Raw genomic sequence first — 17,067 nt, 5'->3', positions numbered from 1 at the left:
CTCCTTCTTCTTGACCAGAAAGACACACCCATGACCGAAGCAGTGCGATACGAGGCCGAGGGCGGCATCGTCAACCTCGTCCTGGACGATCCCAACCAGAGCGCCAACACGATGAACCAGGACTACGCCGACTCGATGGCCGCGGCCGTCGACCGGCTCGTCCAGCAGATCGCCGACGACCCGGACTCGGTCACGGGCGTCATCGTCTCCTCGGCCAAGAAGACCTTCTTCGCCGGCGGCGACCTCAAGCTCATGACGAAGGCGACGCCGGCCGACGCCGAGGCGCTGTTCGCCAACGTCGAGGCCATCAAGGCGACCCTGCGCACGCTCGAGACGTCCGGCAAGCCGGTCGTCGCGGCGATCAACGGTGCCGCGCTGGGCGGTGGCCTCGAGATCGCGCTGGCGGCCCACCACCGCATCGCGGTCGACGGCGGCTACTCGATCGGCCTGCCCGAGGCGACGCTGGGCCTGCTGCCCGGTGGCGGCGGCGTGACCCGCACGGTCCGCATGTTCGGCATCTCCGACGCGCTGATGAAGTTCCTGCTCCAGGGCCAGCAGCTCAAGCCGTCGAAGGCGCTCGCCGAGGGCCTCGTCGACGAGGTCGTCGCGACGCAGGACGAGCTGATCCCCGCCGCGAAGGCCTGGATCGAGGCCAACGCCGGCAACGAGGAGGCCGCGACCCAGCCCTGGGACCGCAAGGGCTACCGCATCCCCGGCGGCACGCCGTCGACGCCCAAGTTCGCCGCGTTCCTGCCGGCCTTCCCGGCCAACCTGCGCAAGCAGACCAAGGGCGCGCTCTACAAGGCGCCGCGCAACATCATGAGCGCGGCGGTCGAGGGCTCGCAGGTCGACTTCGAGACCGCGACGCGCATCGAGTCGCGCTACCTGGTCGAGCTGATCGTGGGCCAGCAGTTCAAGAACATGACGCAGGCCTTCTTCTTCGACCTCGGCGCGATCAACGCCGGCAAGTCGCGCCCCGAGGGCATCGCGCCCACGAAGGCCGAGAAGGTCGCCGTCCTCGGCGCCGGCATGATGGGCGCGGGCATCGCGTACGTCTCGGCCAAGGCCGGCATGCAGGTCGTGCTGAAGGACATCTCGCTCGAGGCCGCCGAGAAGGGCAAGGCCTACAGCCAGGGCATCGTCGACAAGGCCGTGTCGCGCGGCCGCCTGACGCAGGAGAAGGCCGACGCCCTGCTGGCGCTCATCACGCCGACCGACGACTACGCCGACCTCGAGGGCTGCGACTTCGTCGTCGAGGCCGTCTTCGAGTCGGTCAAGCTCAAGCACGAGGTGTTCGGCGAGGTGCAGAAGGTCGTCAACGCCGACGCGCTGCTCGGCTCCAACACGTCGACCCTGCCCATCACGATCCTGGCCGACGGCGTCGACCGTCCCGAGGACTTCATCGGCATCCACTTCTTCTCGCCGGTCGACAAGATGCCGCTGGTCGAGATCATCGCCGGCAAGGACACGTCCGACGAGGCCATCGCGCGCGTCATCGACTACACCAAGGCCATCAAGAAGACGCCGATCGTCGTCGGCGACAGCCGCGGCTTCTACACCAGCCGCGTCATCGGCACGTTCGTCAACGAGGGCGTCGGCATGCTCGGCGAGGGCGTCTCGCCCGTCAGCATCGAGCGGGCCACGACCCAGGCCGGCTTCCCGGCGCCGGTCCTGCAGCTCAGCGACGAGCTCAACCTCGAGCTGATGGTCAAGATCCGCAACGAGTCGAAGGCCGCCGCCGAGGAGGCCGGCCAGGCATGGCCCGAGAGCGCGTCGGAGAAGGTCATCGACACGATGATCGAGCTCGGCCGCCCGAGCCGCCTCAAGGGCGCGGGCTTCTACGAGTACGTCGACGGCAAGCGCGAGGGGCTGTGGAGCGGTCTGGCCGAGCAGTTCCCGATCGCCGACGAGCAGCCGTCGTTCGAGGACCTCAAGGAGCGCCTGACGTTCATCATGAGCATCGAGTCGATCAAGTGCCTCGACGAGGGACTGCTGTCGGTGCCCGACGCGAACATCGGCTCGATCTTCGGCATCGGCTTCCCGGCCCTGCACGGTGGCGCGATCCAGTACGTCAACGGCTACGAGGCCGCCGACGGCTCGATCGGCGTCGAGGCCTTCACGGCTCGCGCGCAGGAGCTGGCGCAGAAATACGGCGACCGGTTCACCCCGCCGGCCTCGCTGCTCGAGAAGGCCAAGAACGGCGAGATCTACGCCTGAGCACGTACGGCTGACCCACCCGTCACGACGCCCCCGAGACCTGCCGGTTCCGGGGGCGTCGTGCGTCCACGGGGTCGAGTAGGGTCGGCGCCGTGATGCGCCAGGTCCCGATGCTCCCGATCGTCGTCCCGGTCGCCGCAGCGACCATGGCGTTCCTGCTGTGGCGGCTCGCACGGCGCGGCCGGCTCACGGCGCCGCGCGCCGCCGTCGCCGTGGCGCTCTGCGTGTACGCCGCCGGCATCGTCGCCAACACCGTCTTCCCGATCTTCCTGGACGCTCCCCGCCACCACAGCGCATGGAAGGTGTACGTCACCCCGTTCACGGACTACGAGGTCAACGACGCGGTGACGAACATCGTGGTCTTCGTGCCCGTCGGGATCCTCGTCCACCTACTCATGGCACGCCCGCCGTGGTGGCGCGTGATCGTCGTCTCCACGGCGATCAGCGCGGCCATCGAGCTGACGCAGTTCCTCACCGGCAACCTGCTGGGCGGCGGTCACCTGGCCGACGTCAACGACCTGATCTTCAACGTCGCCGGTGCCGCGATCGGCCTCGGGGCGCTGGTGCTGCTGGTGAGAGTCCCGGGGGCCGCGCCCCTCGTCGACCGGTTCCGCTGGACCCCCGACGCCTGACCCGGGCCGAGCGACGTGTGACGAAGACGTGGTGGATTGGTGAGGCTCGCCTAAGTTACGGTGGGGCGTCATGACCCTCCTCGATCGCTCCGCGCCCGCCGGCGAGCAGCGTCCGACCCATCGGTCGCGGGCCGCGCTGTCGGCCGGGCTCGTCGCGCTGATCGGTCTGCTGGCCGTGGTGTGCTTCTTCAGCATCACGATGGGGGCCCGCGGCGTCGGGCTGTCGACGATCTGGAAGGCGTTCACCGACTACGACCCGGGCAACGCCGCTGAGACGGTCATCCGCGAGCTGCGGGTCCCTCGGACGTTGATCGGCATCGTCGCCGGCGCGGCGCTGGGGCTCAGCGGCGCGATCCTGCAGGGCGTGACCCGCAACCCGCTCGCCGATCCCGGCATCATGGGCATCAACGCCGGCGCGGCAGCCTTCATCGTCTTCGGCATCATGGTGCTCGGCACCCAGTCGGTCAGCACCTACGTGTGGTTCGCCTTCGTCGGTGCCGGCGTGGCGACCGTGACGGTCTACGGCATCGCGTCGTTCGGACGCGAGGGGGCGACGCCGGTCAAGCTGGCGCTCGCGGGTGCCGCCGTCACCGCGATCCTGTCGTCGATCACGTCGGCGATCGTGATGACCAACGTCTCGGCCCTCAACGAGCTGCGGTTCTGGCAGGTCGGGTCGCTGGCCGGCCGCTACTTCCCGGTCCTGTGGCAGACCCTGCCGTTCCTGGTCGTCGGCCTGCTGGTGGCGCTCGGCACGGGCCGCGCCCTGAACGGGCTGGCCCTCGGCGAGGACCTCGCGGTGGCGCTCGGCCAGCGGGTGCGCCTGACCCGCATCGTGATGTTCGTGACCGTCGCGGTCCTGTGCGGTGCGGCCACCGCGGCGTGCGGACCGATCGTCTTCGTCGGCCTGGTCGTGCCGCACCTGGCGCGGATGATCTGCGGACCCGACTACCGCTGGATCCTGGCGTACTCCCTGTTCCTGACCCCGGTCGTCCTGCTGGCCGCCGACATCGTCGGACGCGTCGTGGTCTCGCCCGGTGAGCTGCAGGTCGGCGTCGTGATCGGCGTGATCGGTGCGCCGGCGTTCGTCCTGCTCGTCCGCTACCGCAACCTCGCGGAGCTGTGATGGAGACCCCCACGAGCCTCGACGTCCCCACCGTCCGCGGCGGGCGCCGTCAGCGTCGCCGGCGGGCGACGGTCGTGACGGCCGCGCTGCTGCTCGTCGTCGCGTGCCTGTTCGTGCTCACGATGATGCTCGGCAGCTACTACGTCTCGCCGATCGACGTCATCACCTCGGTGCTCGGGCTGCGTGACGACCCCACGACCGACTTCATCGTGCGCGACCTGCGGCTGCCGACCGCCGCGTCGGGCGTGGCCGTCGGGCTGGCACTGGGCCTCTCGGGCGTGATCTTCCAGAAGCTGCTGGGCAACCCGCTGGCGTCGCCCGACTTCGTGGGCGTCTCGTCGGGCGCGAGCCTGTTCGCGGTGTCGTCGATCGTGCTGTTCGACGCCAGCAGCTCCGCGGTCTCCGGCTCGGCGCTGCTCGGCGCGCTGCTGACCGCCCTGCTGATCTACGTCCTGGCCTGGCGCGACGGCATCACGGGCTACCGGTTCGTCCTGATCGGCATCGGCGTCTCGAACTTCATGGTCGCGATCATCGGCTACATCGTCTCGCGCGCCGAGCTGTACGAGGCGCGCCAGGCGATGACGTGGCTGGCGGGCACGATCGGCCAGTCGGGTGCCGGCGAGCTGCGGACGCTGCTGGTCGCCGTCGTCGTCGTGATCCCCCTGGCGCTCGTGCTCGAGCGCCCGCTGCGCACCCTCGAGCTCGGCGACGACACCGCGACCGCGCTGGGCTCGCGCGTCGAGCGCAACCGCCTCGTGCTGATCGCGCTGTCTATCGTCCTGATCGGCTTCTCGACGGCGGTGGCCGGCCCCATCCTGTTCGTCGCCCTGATCGCCGGCCCGATCGCGCAGCGGCTGACGGGATCGGCCGGCGGCATCCTGACGGCCGGGCTGGTCGGCGCGGTCATCGTCCTCGGCGCCGACCTCGTCGCCCAGCAGGCGCTGCCGACCCCGCTGCCGACGGGTGTCGTGACGGGCATCATCGGCGCCCCCTACCTCATCTGGCTCCTCGCCACCGTCAACCGGGAAGGACGCGGCGGATGACCTCTCACGACCTGCGCGCCGACAACCTCACGCTCGCCTACGGCGACACCGACGTCGTCCGCGACCTCGACGTCCAGATCCCCGACGGACGCATCACGGTCATCGTCGGGGCCAACGCCTGCGGCAAGTCGACCCTCCTGCGGGGCCTGGCGCGGCTGCTGACGCCGCGCGGCGGGCAGGTGACGCTCGACGGCACGTCGGTGCAGGAGATGAGGAGCATCGACGTCGCCAAGGTGCTGGGCCTGCTGCCCCAGACGCCCGTCGCCCCCGACGGCATCTCGGTCGGCGACCTCGTGGGTCGCGGACGCTACCCGCACCAGGGGTGGTTCCGGCGCTGGAGCGCCGAGGACGACGTCGCGGTCGCGGCAGCCCTCGAGGCGACCGGCACGACCGATCTGGAGCACCGCGACATCGCCGAGCTGTCGGGCGGCCAGCGCCAGCGGGTGTGGATCGCGATGGCGCTGGCGCAGGACACCGACCTGCTGCTGCTCGACGAGCCCACGACGTACCTCGACATCAACCACCAGGTCGAGCTGCTCGACCTGCTGACCGACCTGAACCGCCAGTCGGGCAAGACCGTCGTGCTGGTGCTGCACGACCTCAACCTGGCCTGCCGCTACGCCGACCACATCATCGCGATGAAGGGCGGCGCGATCGTGGCCGAGGGCGCACCGCGCGACGTCATCGACGCGGCGACCGTCACCGAGGTGTTCGGCCTGGCCTGCGAGGTCGTGCCCGATCCGGTCAGCGGGACGCCCCTGATCGTCCCGCGGGGCCGGCACCACGCACGGCCCGAGGTCGTCCGGACGCTGGCCTGATCCGACCACGTCGGGTTGCCGTGGCGCCGCCGCGTGATGGGATGGCGGCATGGACGACGGTGCCGAGATCGCGATGTTCCCGCTGGGCTCGGTGCTGTTCCCGGCCATGCCACTGCCCCTGCGGGTCTTCGAGCCCCGGTACCTGCAGATGCTGCAGGACCTCCTTCCCGACGGACCGGCCGAGTTCGGCGTCGTGCTGATCGAGCGGGGCCAGGAGGTCGGCGGCGGCGAGAAGCGCTTCGACGTCGGCACGATCGCACAGGTCGCCGAGCTGAAGGTCGCCGACGGCTACCTGGCGCTGCTGGGCGAGGGCACGCGGCGCATCGAGGTCGTCGAGTGGTCGTCCGAGGACCCGTATCCCCGGGCGCGCGTGCGCGACCTGCCGCCGCTGGAGTGGGACGACGAGCTGCAGGAGCGTTTCGACCAGACCGAGGGTCTCGTGCGGCGGACGCTGTCGCGGGCCAGCGAGTTCGACGACCTCGCGTGGTCGCCCACCGTCCAGCTCAGCGACGACCCCGTCGACGCGCTGTGGCAGCTCGCCGCGATCGCGCCGCTCGGACCGCTCGACCAGATGAAGCTGCTGCGGTGCCGCACGGCCCGCGAGCTGGTCGACGCGATCTTCGCCGCGACGCAGGACGCCGGCGAGACCTACGACGCCAGGGGGCTCTGACCGTGCTGACGTTGAGGGGCGCCGGGGCGACGGTCGAGATCTCCGAGCACGGGGCCGAGCCGCACTCGCTGCGGGCGCCCGACGGCCACGAGCTGCTCTGGCAGGCCGGCGAGGCGTGGCGCCGGCACGCGCCGATCCTGTTCCCGATCGTCGGTCGCGTGCCCGACGACACGATCACGGTCGACGGCCGCACCCACCCGCTGACGCAGCACGGCTTCGCGCGCGACCTGGAGTGGGACGTCGTGACGTCGGACGAGTCGTCGGCGACCCTCGTGCTGCGCGACGGCGACGAGACCCGCGAGCGGTTCCCGTTCGCCTTCGAGCTGACGGCGCACTACGCGGTGGACGACGACGGGTTCGCCACGACCTACGAGGTGCGCAACACGGGTGACGACCGCGCGATGCCGGTCTCGATCGGCTCGCACCCCGCCTTCGCGTGGCCCCTCGAGGAGGGCGCCGCCAAGACCGATCACGTCGTGGTGTTCGACGCGCCCGAGCCGGCGCCGATCCGCCGTCTCGACCACACCCTGGTGCTCCCGGGCGACCAGCCGTCGCCGTTCGACGGTTCGACGCTGAGGCTCGACCCGGCGCTGTTCGCACCCGACGCGATCGTGATGGACCGCGTCGTGAGCCGCGGGCTGCGCTACCTGGCCCCGTCGGGCCGGGGCCTGCGCATGACGTGGGACGACGTGTTCGACGTCTTCGTCGTCTGGTCACGCCCCGACGGTGCCGACCTGCTGTGCCTCGAGCCGTGCGTCGGTGGCGCCGCGCCGATCGACTTCGCGGGCGAGCTGCGCGACAAGCCGGGCGTCGTGATGATCCCCGCGGGTGGTCGCCTGGCCGCGTCGTACCGGATCGACCCGCTGCTCCCGTAGGGCGCGGTCAGCCGCCCAGCGCCTCGTCGAGGCGGGCCACGAAGAAGTCGGCGCTCTCGCGCGAGAAGCACAGCGGCGGCTTGACCTTGAGGATGTTCTGCCGGTCGCCGGTGGGCTGGACGACGACACCGAGCTGCAGCAACCGGTCGCACAGCGCCGCGGTCTCCTCGGCGGCGGGCTCGAGGGTCGTGCGGTCGCGCACGAGCTCGACGCCCAGGTACAGGCCGCGGCCGTGGACGGCGCCGATCAGGTCGTGCCGCTCGGCCAGGCTCTCGAGCCCCGCCCGCAGGTGGGCGCCGACGACGCGGGCCTGCTCCTGCAACCCGTCGCGCTCGAGGATCCCGAGCACCACCCCGCCGATCCGGCTGCTGAGGGTGCTGCCGCCGGCGGACGAGAAGAAGGTCCCCTGGTCGGCCAGCGCCCGGGCGATCTCGGCGCGGGTGATGACCGCGCCGAGCGGGTGCCCGTTGCCCATGGCCTTGGCCATCGTGACGACGTCGGGCACGACCCCGTGCTCCTCGTAGCCCCAGAACCACTCGCCCTGCCGCCCGTAGCCGACCTGCACCTCGTCGGAGACGCACACGCCGCCCCCGGCACGGATCGCGTCGTAGACCCGCGGCAGGTAGCCCGGCGCCAGGCCGATCGCGCCCGCGTTGCCGTTGCGCGGCTCGGCGATCCACGTGCCGACGGGGGTGCCGGTGGCGGCGAGACGCTCGATCTCGGCCACCGCGTCGCGGGCGTAGGCCTCGCCCGCCCCCGCGCCGCGGTGGGTGCCGCGGTACGCGTTGGGCAGCTCGACGGCGTGCACGTGGGCGGGGCGGGTCTCGCCGGCCCGCGGGTTGTCGGACGTCGAGGTCGACACGGCGTCCGAGGCGACGGTCCACCCGTGGTACGACTCGGTGACGCACAGGACGTCGTCGCGCCCGGTGAACGCCGCGGTCAGGCGCAGCGCCAGGTCGACGGCCTCGGAGCCGCTGTTGACGAGCAGCACCGTGTCGAGGTCGTCCGGCACCGTCGCGAGCAGCCGCTCGCTCAGCTCGGCGACGGCGGCGTAGTGGAAGCGCGAGTTCGTGTTGAGGCGCCGCCACTGGTCGGCGGCGGCGGCCGCGACCTCGGGGTGGCCGTGCCCGAGGATCGTCACGTTGTTGACCATGTCGAGACGGTGGCGCCCCGTCGTGTCGATGAGGTGCTCGCGCCACCCGCGCTCGATCTGCGGCGGAGCCGTGTAGTAGTGGTTCTGGAGCGGCGCGTACGCGCCGGTGCGCCGGGTGAGCAGGTCGTCCGGCCCACCGTCCGGCAGCGGCGGGGTGCCGAGCAGCGGGGCCGGGTCGAGCACGCGCGTGCGCCAGGCCGCCAGCTCCGCCGGGCGGACGAACCGCGGGGGGAGCCGGTCGACGACGGCGTCGGCCGCCGTGAGCCAGACCGTCGCGCGGTCGGTGGTCGCCAGGGCGTCGCCGGCCCTCATGGCCGCACCGTCGGGGACGACGGCCTGCGGTGTGCGCAGGACGACGGCGTGGTCGCGGCCCGTCAGGACGACGGCCCCGTCGCGACGGGTCACGGTGCCGGCGAACGGCGCGGCCAGGGTCACGGGCGATGCGGTGCGCAGGTCGACCCCGAGGGCGACGGTGGCCGGTTGGTCGCGGCTGAGCGCCGGGGCGCGCGTCAGACGTCCCTCGGCGAAGGCCGTGACCGCGGCGCCGTCGCTCGCGGCGTCGGCCAGCGCCCGCTGCTCGACGGATCCGCCGTCCTCGAGCCAGGAGCCGTCCCACAGCACGTCGCTGTCGTGCCCCAGCCGCACGACGACGGGCGGGCGCTGCGTGAACGACGGCACCAGGGGAGCGGCGAGGGTCGGGACGGGGGGCGCGGTGACGGGGCGTCCCAGCGCCAGGCGGATGGCTGCCGTCATGACCTCGGGGTCCTGGGCCGCGGGCACCTCGAACATCGCCCACTCGTCGTCGAGTGCCGCGGCCGCATAGGCGTTGTCGGGGTCGACGGCCAGCTGCTCGGCACCGCTGACGACGAGCGTCGCACCGCGCAGCACGACCAGCGGCCACAGTGCCGTGAGCTCGGCGTCCGTCAGGTGGACCTCGACGTCGAACGCCTCGACGAGGGGCAGCACGGCCAGGGGCTGGCCGGGCTCGTCACGGAACACGGCGCTGCAGGCGACGGCCAGCTCGGCGACCCGCCAGCTCGTCATCGCGTCGCCGAAGTCGATGATGCCCGTGACCTGCAGGGCGCCGACCACGTCGCGCTCGCCGACCAGGTTGTCGGTCGTGAGGTCGCCGTGGACCGGCTGGGTCGGGAGCTCGTCGCGCACCGGGTCGAGGCGGGTGCGCACGCGGGCCACCGCCTCCTCGACCAGCGCACGACGCACGGGGTCGTCGACGAGGGCCAGGCGGTCGGCCACGACGGACTCGCCCTGCCGCAGGTCCCACTGCAGGTCGCGCTCGAGGCCGGGGTGGGCGACGTCGGCCAGGGCGGTCGCGACCTGTCCGGCCAGCCGGCCGATCTGCGCCAGCGTCCCCGGCCACGGGGCCCCGGTGGACGACAGGGGAGAACCGGGGACGAAGGTCAGCAGCCGCAGCGCGTGGGGCACCCCGTCGACGTCGACCGTGACGATCTCGTCACCGTCGAGCGAGGGCACCGGTCGCGGGGTCGCGTGACCGCGCGCCGACAGCTGCCGCATCACCAGGTTCTGCGCCTCGATCTCGGCCCGTGCGAAGACCGGGTTGCTGACCTTCGCGAGGTGTTGCGAGCCGTCGTCGCCCGTGAGCAGGACGTTGCGGTCCTGCTGGCTGCCGAGCTCGACCCCGCGGCCCTCGACGCCGAAGTGCTCGCGCGCCCACGCGACGACGTGGTCGATCGTGACGGCGGGCCGGGGCAGGCCGGTGCTGGAGGGCTCCATGACACCTGATCGTAGGGCTGGCGCGGTGCGCACCGGGTCACGACGAGGCGCGACGCTCGTACTCGGCCCTGGCCTCGACGTCGACGGCCCGCAGCGCCTCGTCGGCACCGATCGCGTGGCCGGCGCCGTTGCGCACCCGTCGGGGCAGGACGTTCATCGAGTAGAACAGTCCCTTGCTCCACGCCGGCACCCACGTCTCGAAGCGGGGCGCCCGCGCGACCTTGACGATCGCGGCCGCGACCTCGTCGGGGCGGACGGCCCGCATGCCCTTGGCGGCCGAGACGCCGGCGGCCAGCTCGGTGTCGACCACCGTCGGCAGGATGCACGAGACGTCGACCCCGAAGGGTGCGAGCTCGGACTGCATCGCCTCGGAGAAGCCCATGACGGCGTACTTGCTGGCGCTGTAGGTCGCGCCGTTCGCGACCGCGATGCGTCCGACCGCCGAGGCGACGTTGATGATGTGGCCGCTGCCGCGCTCGATCATGTCGGGCGCCACGAGCTTGGTGCCGGTGATGACGGCGCGCAGGTTGACGTCGAGGATGCGGTCCGTCGCCGCGTCGGTCTCGTCGACGAGGGGCGAGAGCGGCATGATGCCCGCGTTGTTGACGAGCACGTCGATCGGACCCTGCTCGCGGGCGCGCTCGACGAACCGGGCGTACGACGCGCGGTCGGCGACGTCGACGACGTGGGCGACGGATCGTCCGCCGACCTGCAGCGCCGCCTTGGCGGCGACGTCGTCGTCGAGGTCGCCGATCACCACGACGGCTCCCTGGGCGGCGAACCTGCGGGCGGTCGCGAGGCCGATGCCTCGACCGGCGCCGGTGATGACGACGACCTGGTTGCTGAGCGTGCGGGACATGGGTCCTCCAGAGGGGTGGGTGGGTTCAGCGGCGGGTCAGGTGGACGGGCTGGCCGTCCTTGGGGAACGGCAGCGAGGCGTAGCTCATGGGGGCCCGGTAGCCCGGGTCGACGCTCCACTCGAACTGGCGCAGCAGGTGCACGAGGATCGTCTTGACCTCGGCGCCCGCGAAGAACATGCCGAGGCACTTGTGCACGCCGCCGCCGAACGGTTCCCAGGCGTAGCGGTGCACCTTGTCGTCGCGGCGGTCGTCGGCGAACCGCTCGGGGTCGAACCGCTCGGGATCGGTCCACAGCTCGGGCATGTGGTGCGACAGGTGGACCATGACGGCGACGAGCCGGCCCGCCGGGATGCGGTGCCCCATGACCTCGGTCTCCTTGACGGTCCTGCGGGCGAGCACCGGCACCGGCGGCACGAGCCGGAGGCTCTCCTTCATCACGAGGTCGATCGCGACGAGCCCGTCGAGCTCGGCCATGGTCGGGTGCTCGGGCAGGGCGAGCGCCTCGTCGCGGCAGCGTCGCTGCCACTCGGGGTGCTGGCCGAGCTGCTGCATGACGGTCGAGACCGTGATGGTCGAGGTGTCGTGCGCGGCCATCAGCAGGAAGATCATGTGGTTGACGACGTCCGCGTCGCTGAAGCGCTCGCCCTCGTCGGTCTCGAGATGGCACAGCACCGAGAACAGGTCGTCGCCGGGCGTGGCCCGCTTGGCGGCGAGGTGACGCCCGAAGAACTCCTCGAGCAGTCGTCGGCTCCGCAGGGCGCGGCCCCACCGCGTGCCCGGCACGTTGGCGCGGACGAGCGCCGTCGCCGACTGCACGCAGTCGATGAAGGCCCGGTTGACGCGGTCGAGCTCGTCGGGCGTCGCGAGGTCGGCCCCGCCCATGAAGACCTCGGCGGCGAGGTCGAGCGTCAGCTCCTTCAGCGCGGGGTAGGCGCGGACGTCCGGGCCCGGCTGCCAGCGCGCCAGTCCTGCGGCGACGGCGGGCTGCAGGGCGGCCGTGTACCCCTCGAGCCGGTCGCGCGTGAAGGCCGACTGCATGATGCGCCGGTGGCGGTGGTGCTCGTCGAAGTCGAGCAGCATCAGCCCGCGGTCGAAGAACGGGCCGACGAGGTAGCCCCAGCCGTCGCCGCTGGCGAAGGCCTTGTCGGCGTTGCGCAGCGCGGCCTCGCACGCGTCGGGCCCCAGCAGGACCGTCCAGCGCTTGCCGATGAAGTCGATGTCGGAGACCGGCCCCCAGCCGTCGTACTGCGTGCGCATCATCGCGAGCGGGTCTCGGACGTAGTCGAGCGTGCGGCCGACGTAGGGGATCCCGCGACGTCGGGGAGGTGCTGCAGTGGTCTGGGTCACACAGGCATCTTGATTCAGACAGGACGCTCTGTCAATATCGAGGCATGGCAGTCAAGGCAGGGACGTATCGCGGCATGTCGGCCGAGCAGCGAACCGCCGACCGCAGGGCCAGGCTCGTCGAGGCGACCCTCGAGGTGTGGGGGCGCGACGGTGGGCCGAAGGTCACGATGACCCGCGTCTGCGCCGAGGCGGGGCTCACCGAGCGGTACTTCTACGAGAGCTTCACGGGGCTCGACGACGCCCTCGCCGCGGTCATGGACGACATCGCGGCGCAGATCGCGGAGCGGTCGGTCGCGGCGCTCGAGGCCGCGGCGGGCACCCCCGAGCAGCGCGTGCGCGCGGGCATCGGAGCGTTCGTGCAGATCCTGACCGACGACCCCCGCAGGGGGCGCGTCGCGATCGTCGAGTCGCTGTCGATCGACGCGCTGCGGCCGCACCGCGCCCGCCTGCTGCGCCAGTTCGCCGAGCTGGCGGCGCACGAGGCCCGCGACCTCTACGGTCCGCAGGCCTGGAGCGAGGTCGAGGGGCACCTCGCGGCGACGATGTTCATCGGTGGCGTGGCCGAGCTCGTGACCGCGTGGATCGAGGGGACACTCGCGGCGAGCCCCGGCCAGATCGTCGACGCCGCGACGCATCACTTCACGGCGACTGCCCATCGTTGACGTCGGCGTCGGCGTCGACCTCGGCCTGGCGCAGGCCGCGGCCGAGGCGCGACGACCGGTAGCCGTAGACGAAGTACACCGCGAAGCCGATCGCGAGCCAGATCAGGAAGCGCACCCACGTCTCGACCGACAGGTTGACCATCAGCCACAGGCACGCCGCGATCGACAGGATCGGGATCAGCGGGACGCCCGGCACGCGGAACGGACGGTCGAGGTCGGCGCGCGTGCGGCGCAGGATGATGACGCCGGCCGACACCACGACGAACGCGAACAGCGTGCCGATGCTGACGAGCTTCGACAGCTCCGACAGCGGCACGAACCCGGCCAGCACGGCGACGAACAGGCCCGTGATGACCGTGATGCGGTACGGCGTGCCGAAGCGCGGGTGCACCTTGGCCAGGCCGACCGGCAGCAGCCCGTCGCGCGACATCGCGAACAGCACGCGCGACTGGCCCAGCATCAGCACGAGCACGACGGTCGTCAGGCCGGCGACGGCGCCGACCGAGATGATCTTGCTGGCCCAGTCGAGGTCGTTGGCCTTGAACGCCTCGGCGAGCGGCGCGGCGGTGTTCATGCGCTCGTCGCTGTACTTGAGCATGCCCGTGACGACGAACGAGACCGCGGCGTAGAGGACCGTGACGATCGCCAGCGAGCCGAGGATGCCGCGCGGCATGTCGCGCTGCGGGTTCTTGGTCTCCTCGGCCGACGTCGCGACGATGTCGAAGCCGATGAACGCGAAGAACACGACCGAGGCGGCCGCGATGATGCCGTAGACGCCAAAGACCGTCGGGTCGACACCGAAGATCGACTGCAGCAGCGTCGAGTCGAGTCCCGACCCGCCCTCGCTGGGCTTCGAGTCGGGGACGAACGGCGTGTAGTTCGACGCCTTGATGAAGAACAGGCCCGCCACGATCACGAACGTCACGACGGCGACCTTCACGATGACCAGGACGCTCGTGAACCGTCCCGACAGCTTGGTGCCGAAGACGCCGAGCGCCGTCAGCGCCAGGACGATCGCGATCGCGCCGAAGTCGGGGATCGCCTCGTCGCCGGCGAGCCACGTCGGCAGGTCGAACAGCGACTGCAGATAGGCCGACCACCCGCGGGCCACGACGGCCGCACCGAGGGCCAGCTCGAGGACGAGGTCCCAGCCGATGATCCAGGCGATGAGCTCGCCGAGCGTCGCGTACGAGAACGTGTAGGCGCTGCCCGCGACGGGGACGGTCGACGCGAACTCGGCGTAGCAGAGGGCGGCGAGCCCGCACACGATGCCGGCGATGACGAACGAGATCACGATCGCCGGCCCGGCGTTGCTGTACGCCTGCTCTCCCGTCAGCACGAAGATGCCGGTGCCGACCATGACGCCGACGCCGAACACCGTCAGGTCCCAGGCCGAGAGCTCCTTCTTGAGCCGGGTCTCGGGCTCGTCGGTTTCCGCGATGGAGCGTTCGACGGACTTGATGCGGAAGAGATCCATCCGGACATCCTGTGGCGATCGGCGGTCGGGCGCAAGCGCTCAGGCCCCTGCCGGCGCCGCGTGTCGACGGCGGCTCACCGCGTGCGGGGGTACCGGGCCCAGGCGAAGCAGAACAGCCCGAAGGCCGCGAGGCCCAGCGCGACGGCGCTGAGCAGGTACGGCCCGAACGGCTGGTCGCGGACGGTCTTGAGCGCGTCGTCGAGTCCGCCGGCCTTCTCGGGGTCGTACGCGAGCGCCGCCCAGCCGAACAGGATTCCGACGACGCCGACCGCGACGCCCTTCGCGACGTAGCCGACGCGGCCCAGCACGATGACGGCCGAGCCCGAGTCGCCGCTGGTCGCGGGACCCTCCAGGTCGTGCGTGAACGAGTCGGTGACACCCCGGTGCACCTGTCGCACGCCGAGGGCGAACACGGCGATGCCGATCGCCGCCACGAGCGTCCGGCCCGCGGGGGCGCCGAGCAGGTCGGCCGTCAGGCCCTCCTCCTGGGAGTCGCCCCCCGATCCTCCGCCCGATCCGCCCGCGATCTTCGCGGCCGACACCGCCAGGGCCCCGTACACGACGACGCGGCCGGCAGCGCCGACGCGCTTGCGCACGCGCTTGGCGCCGTCCTCGGTCGCGTAGCCCCAGATCGCGGTGCCGAGCTGCCACAGCATCAGCGCGACCAGGCCGATTACCGTGGTCCACAGCATCGTGCGGCCGAAGGGCTGGTGCGCGAGTGTCCGCAGGGCGCCGCCGCTGCTCGCGTCGCCCCCGCCCCCGCCCGACCAGGCGACCTGCAGCGCGATCCACGCCACGATCAGGTGGACGACGCCGTACGCGGCCAGCCCGACGCGGGCGCCGTGCTTGAGCAGGTCGCTGTGACGCGCCTGCTGGGGACTCGTGCCGACCACGGTGGTCAGTCCTCCCGTGCTTCGAGGGCCTCGGCGGCGCGGGCGATGTTGCGCTGCATGCCGCCGAAGACGATGCCGTGGAACGGGTAGATCGACCACCAGTACAGCTGGCCGAGGAGTCCCTTCGGCGCGAACAGCGCCCGGTGGTGGAACGTCGTCGTCCCGCCCTCGGTCGACCCGACCTGCATCTCGAGCCAGGCCAGCCCGGGCAGGCGCATCTCGGCCCGCAGGCGCAGGAACGTCGAGTCGTCGGTCTCCTCGACGCGCCAGAAGTCGACGACGTCGCCCACCACGAGGTCGCGGGGGTTGCGGCGCCCGCGGCGCAGGCCCGGTCCGCCGACGATCCGGTCGAGCACGCCCCGCACCCACCAGGCCAGCGACCACGAGTACCAGCCGTTGCGGCCGCCGATGCCCTCGATCACGGTCCACAGGTTCTCGGGGCTCGCGTCGACCTCGCGGGTGCGCTCGTCCTGGTACAGCGAGCCGCCGGCCCAGTCGGGATCGGTCGGCAGGCCCTCGGCGGGTGCCCCCGCGGTCGCGGCGGACGACCAGCTGGTCGGCACGTCGAGGCTCTGGATCTTGGTCAGCGCGAGCTCGACCGATCGGTCGAAGTCGATCAGCCCCTCGGGCGGGTCGGGCACGTGCTGCTTGATGTCGGTGTCGCCGGCCACGACGGTGTTGCGCAGCGACTCGACGAGGGGGCGGGCGAGGCTCGCGGGGACCGGGGTGATGATGCCGACCCAGTGGCTCGACAGACCCGGTGACAGCACCGGCACCTTCAGCACACGGCGCTTGGGGAGGCCCGAGATCTGGGCGAAGCGCTGCATCAGGTCGAGGTACGTCAGCACCTCGGGACCGCCGATGTCGAAGCGCCGGTTGACGTCGGACGGCATGTCGGCCGAGCCGACCAGGTAGCGCAGCACGTCGCGGATCGCGATCGGCTGGATGCGGGTGTTGACCCACTTCGGCGTCACCATCACGGGGAGGCGCTCGGTGAGGTAGCGCAGCATCTCGAACGAGGCGGATCCCGAGCCGATCACGACACCGGCCTGCAGCACCGTCGTCGGCACGCCCGAGGCGAGCAGGACGTCGCCTACCTCGCCGCGCGAGCTGAGGTGCTCCGACAGCTCCTCGCCCTCGGGGATCATGCCGCCGAGGTAGACGATGCGGCTGACGCCGGCCTCCTTGGCGGCGGTGGCGAAGCGCTCGGCCATGTCGTGCTCGGTCTTGCCGAAGTCGTCGCCCGTGCCGATCGAGTGCAGCAGGTAGTACAGGACGTCGACGTCCTTCATCGCGTCGCGCACGTCGCTGTCGCTCGTGCCGTCGCCGACCGCGACCTCGACGTCGTGCGACCACACGTGGGCGCGGGCCTTGCGCTCGTCGCGCACCATGACGCGCACCGTGTGGCCGGCCTCGAGCAGCTGGGGCACGAGGCGTCCGCCCACGTATCCGGTGGCACCAGTGACGAGACTGCGGGGGGACGACATGTCCCCAGTGTCCTGGGGCCGACCGGTCGGCGCACCTTCTTCCCCGCCCGTGGGGGAT

The 17,067-nt window shown here is 71.8% G+C and carries 14 protein-coding genes; 8 read left to right on the top strand and 6 right to left on the bottom strand.

All coding sequences use genetic code 11. The annotated features are described in order from the left end of the window. The first annotated feature begins 30 nt into the window (after positions 1 to 30). From ASD10_RS02135 to ASD10_RS02105, 7 genes are all read left to right on the top strand, one after another. A complete protein-coding gene (locus ASD10_RS02135; RefSeq protein ID WP_056603929.1) occupies positions 31 to 2,217 on the top strand; it encodes a 3-hydroxyacyl-CoA dehydrogenase NAD-binding domain-containing protein in 2,187 nt (728 codons plus the stop codon). A gap of 95 nt (positions 2,218 to 2,312) precedes the next feature. Continuing rightward, a complete protein-coding gene (locus ASD10_RS02130; RefSeq protein WP_235501900.1) occupies positions 2,313 to 2,849 on the top strand; it encodes a VanZ family protein in 537 nt (178 codons plus the stop codon). A 70-nt stretch (positions 2,850 to 2,919) separates the two neighbouring features. After that, positions 2,920 to 3,972 carry an iron ABC transporter permease gene (locus ASD10_RS02125; protein ID WP_056603926.1) on the top strand — a complete coding sequence of 351 codons (1,053 nt, stop codon included), beginning with the start codon at positions 2,920 to 2,922 and terminating at the stop codon, positions 3,970 to 3,972. Next, positions 3,972 to 5,015: an iron chelate uptake ABC transporter family permease subunit gene (locus tag ASD10_RS02120; RefSeq protein ID WP_056603923.1), complete on the top strand. Its 1,044-nt coding sequence runs from the start codon at positions 3,972 to 3,974 to the stop codon at positions 5,013 to 5,015. The genes ASD10_RS02125 and ASD10_RS02120 overlap by 1 nt, the downstream gene beginning before the upstream one ends. After that, positions 5,012 to 5,833 carry an ABC transporter ATP-binding protein gene (locus ASD10_RS02115; RefSeq protein ID WP_056603920.1) on the top strand — a complete coding sequence of 274 codons (822 nt, stop codon included), beginning with the start codon at positions 5,012 to 5,014 and terminating at the stop codon, positions 5,831 to 5,833. Before ASD10_RS02120 ends, ASD10_RS02115 begins: the two co-directional genes overlap by 4 nt. Positions 5,834 to 5,882: 49 nt before the next feature. After that, entirely contained in the window at positions 5,883 to 6,503 is a 621-nt protein-coding gene (locus ASD10_RS02110; RefSeq protein ID WP_197984332.1) for an LON peptidase substrate-binding domain-containing protein, read from the top strand. Positions 6,504 to 6,505: 2 nt separating this feature from the next. Then, a complete protein-coding gene (locus ASD10_RS02105) occupies positions 6,506 to 7,378 on the top strand; it encodes an aldose 1-epimerase family protein (RefSeq protein WP_162248816.1) in 873 nt (290 codons plus the stop codon). A 7-nt stretch (positions 7,379 to 7,385) separates the two neighbouring features. Here ASD10_RS02105 and ASD10_RS02100 read toward each other — a convergent pair whose 3' ends face one another. The 3 genes from ASD10_RS02100 to ASD10_RS02090 are packed head-to-tail and all read right to left on the bottom strand — an operon-like array spanning position 7,386 to position 12,490. Further along, positions 7,386 to 10,283, bottom strand: a complete 2,898-nt coding sequence (locus ASD10_RS02100) for an aminotransferase (protein ID WP_056603917.1) — start codon at positions 10,281 to 10,283, stop codon at positions 7,386 to 7,388. A 37-nt stretch (positions 10,284 to 10,320) separates the two neighbouring features. Further along, the gene (locus ASD10_RS02095; protein WP_056603913.1) at positions 10,321 to 11,142 is read right to left on the bottom strand and encodes an SDR family oxidoreductase; all 822 of its coding nucleotides are present in this window, start codon (positions 11,140 to 11,142) and stop codon (positions 10,321 to 10,323) included. 25 nt (positions 11,143 to 11,167) lie between these two features. Continuing rightward, positions 11,168 to 12,490: a cytochrome P450 gene (locus ASD10_RS02090; RefSeq protein WP_056603910.1), complete on the bottom strand. Its 1,323-nt coding sequence runs from the start codon at positions 12,488 to 12,490 to the stop codon at positions 11,168 to 11,170. Between the two features lie 44 nt (positions 12,491 to 12,534). On the opposite strand from ASD10_RS02090, the gene ASD10_RS02085 reads away from it, so the two are divergent. Then, complete coding sequence (locus ASD10_RS02085; RefSeq protein WP_056603907.1) at positions 12,535 to 13,152, top strand: TetR/AcrR family transcriptional regulator; 618 nt, start codon at positions 12,535 to 12,537, stop codon at positions 13,150 to 13,152. On the opposite strand, the gene ASD10_RS02080 is transcribed toward ASD10_RS02085, so the two are convergent. From ASD10_RS02080 to ASD10_RS02070, 3 genes are all read right to left on the bottom strand, one after another. Further along, the gene (locus ASD10_RS02080; RefSeq protein ID WP_056603904.1) at positions 13,130 to 14,629 is read right to left on the bottom strand and encodes an amino acid permease; all 1,500 of its coding nucleotides are present in this window, start codon (positions 14,627 to 14,629) and stop codon (positions 13,130 to 13,132) included. The two genes, ASD10_RS02085 and ASD10_RS02080, sit on opposite strands and share 23 nt — an antisense overlap. 74 nt (positions 14,630 to 14,703) lie before the next feature. Beyond that, positions 14,704 to 15,522 carry a DUF1206 domain-containing protein gene (locus ASD10_RS02075; protein ID WP_056603900.1) on the bottom strand — a complete coding sequence of 273 codons (819 nt, stop codon included), beginning with the start codon at positions 15,520 to 15,522 and terminating at the stop codon, positions 14,704 to 14,706. 5 nt (positions 15,523 to 15,527) lie between these two features. Then, positions 15,528 to 17,009 (bottom strand): SDR family oxidoreductase, encoded by a 1,482-nt coding sequence (locus tag ASD10_RS02070; RefSeq protein ID WP_056603896.1) that lies wholly within the window; start codon positions 17,007 to 17,009, stop codon positions 15,528 to 15,530. Positions 17,010 to 17,067 lie beyond the last annotated feature (58 nt).

Source organism: Aeromicrobium sp. Root472D3, from assembly GCF_001426485.1.
Taxonomy (GTDB): domain Bacteria; phylum Actinomycetota; class Actinomycetes; order Propionibacteriales; family Nocardioidaceae; genus Aeromicrobium.
This window is presented reverse-complemented; position numbering and strand designations above follow the sequence as displayed.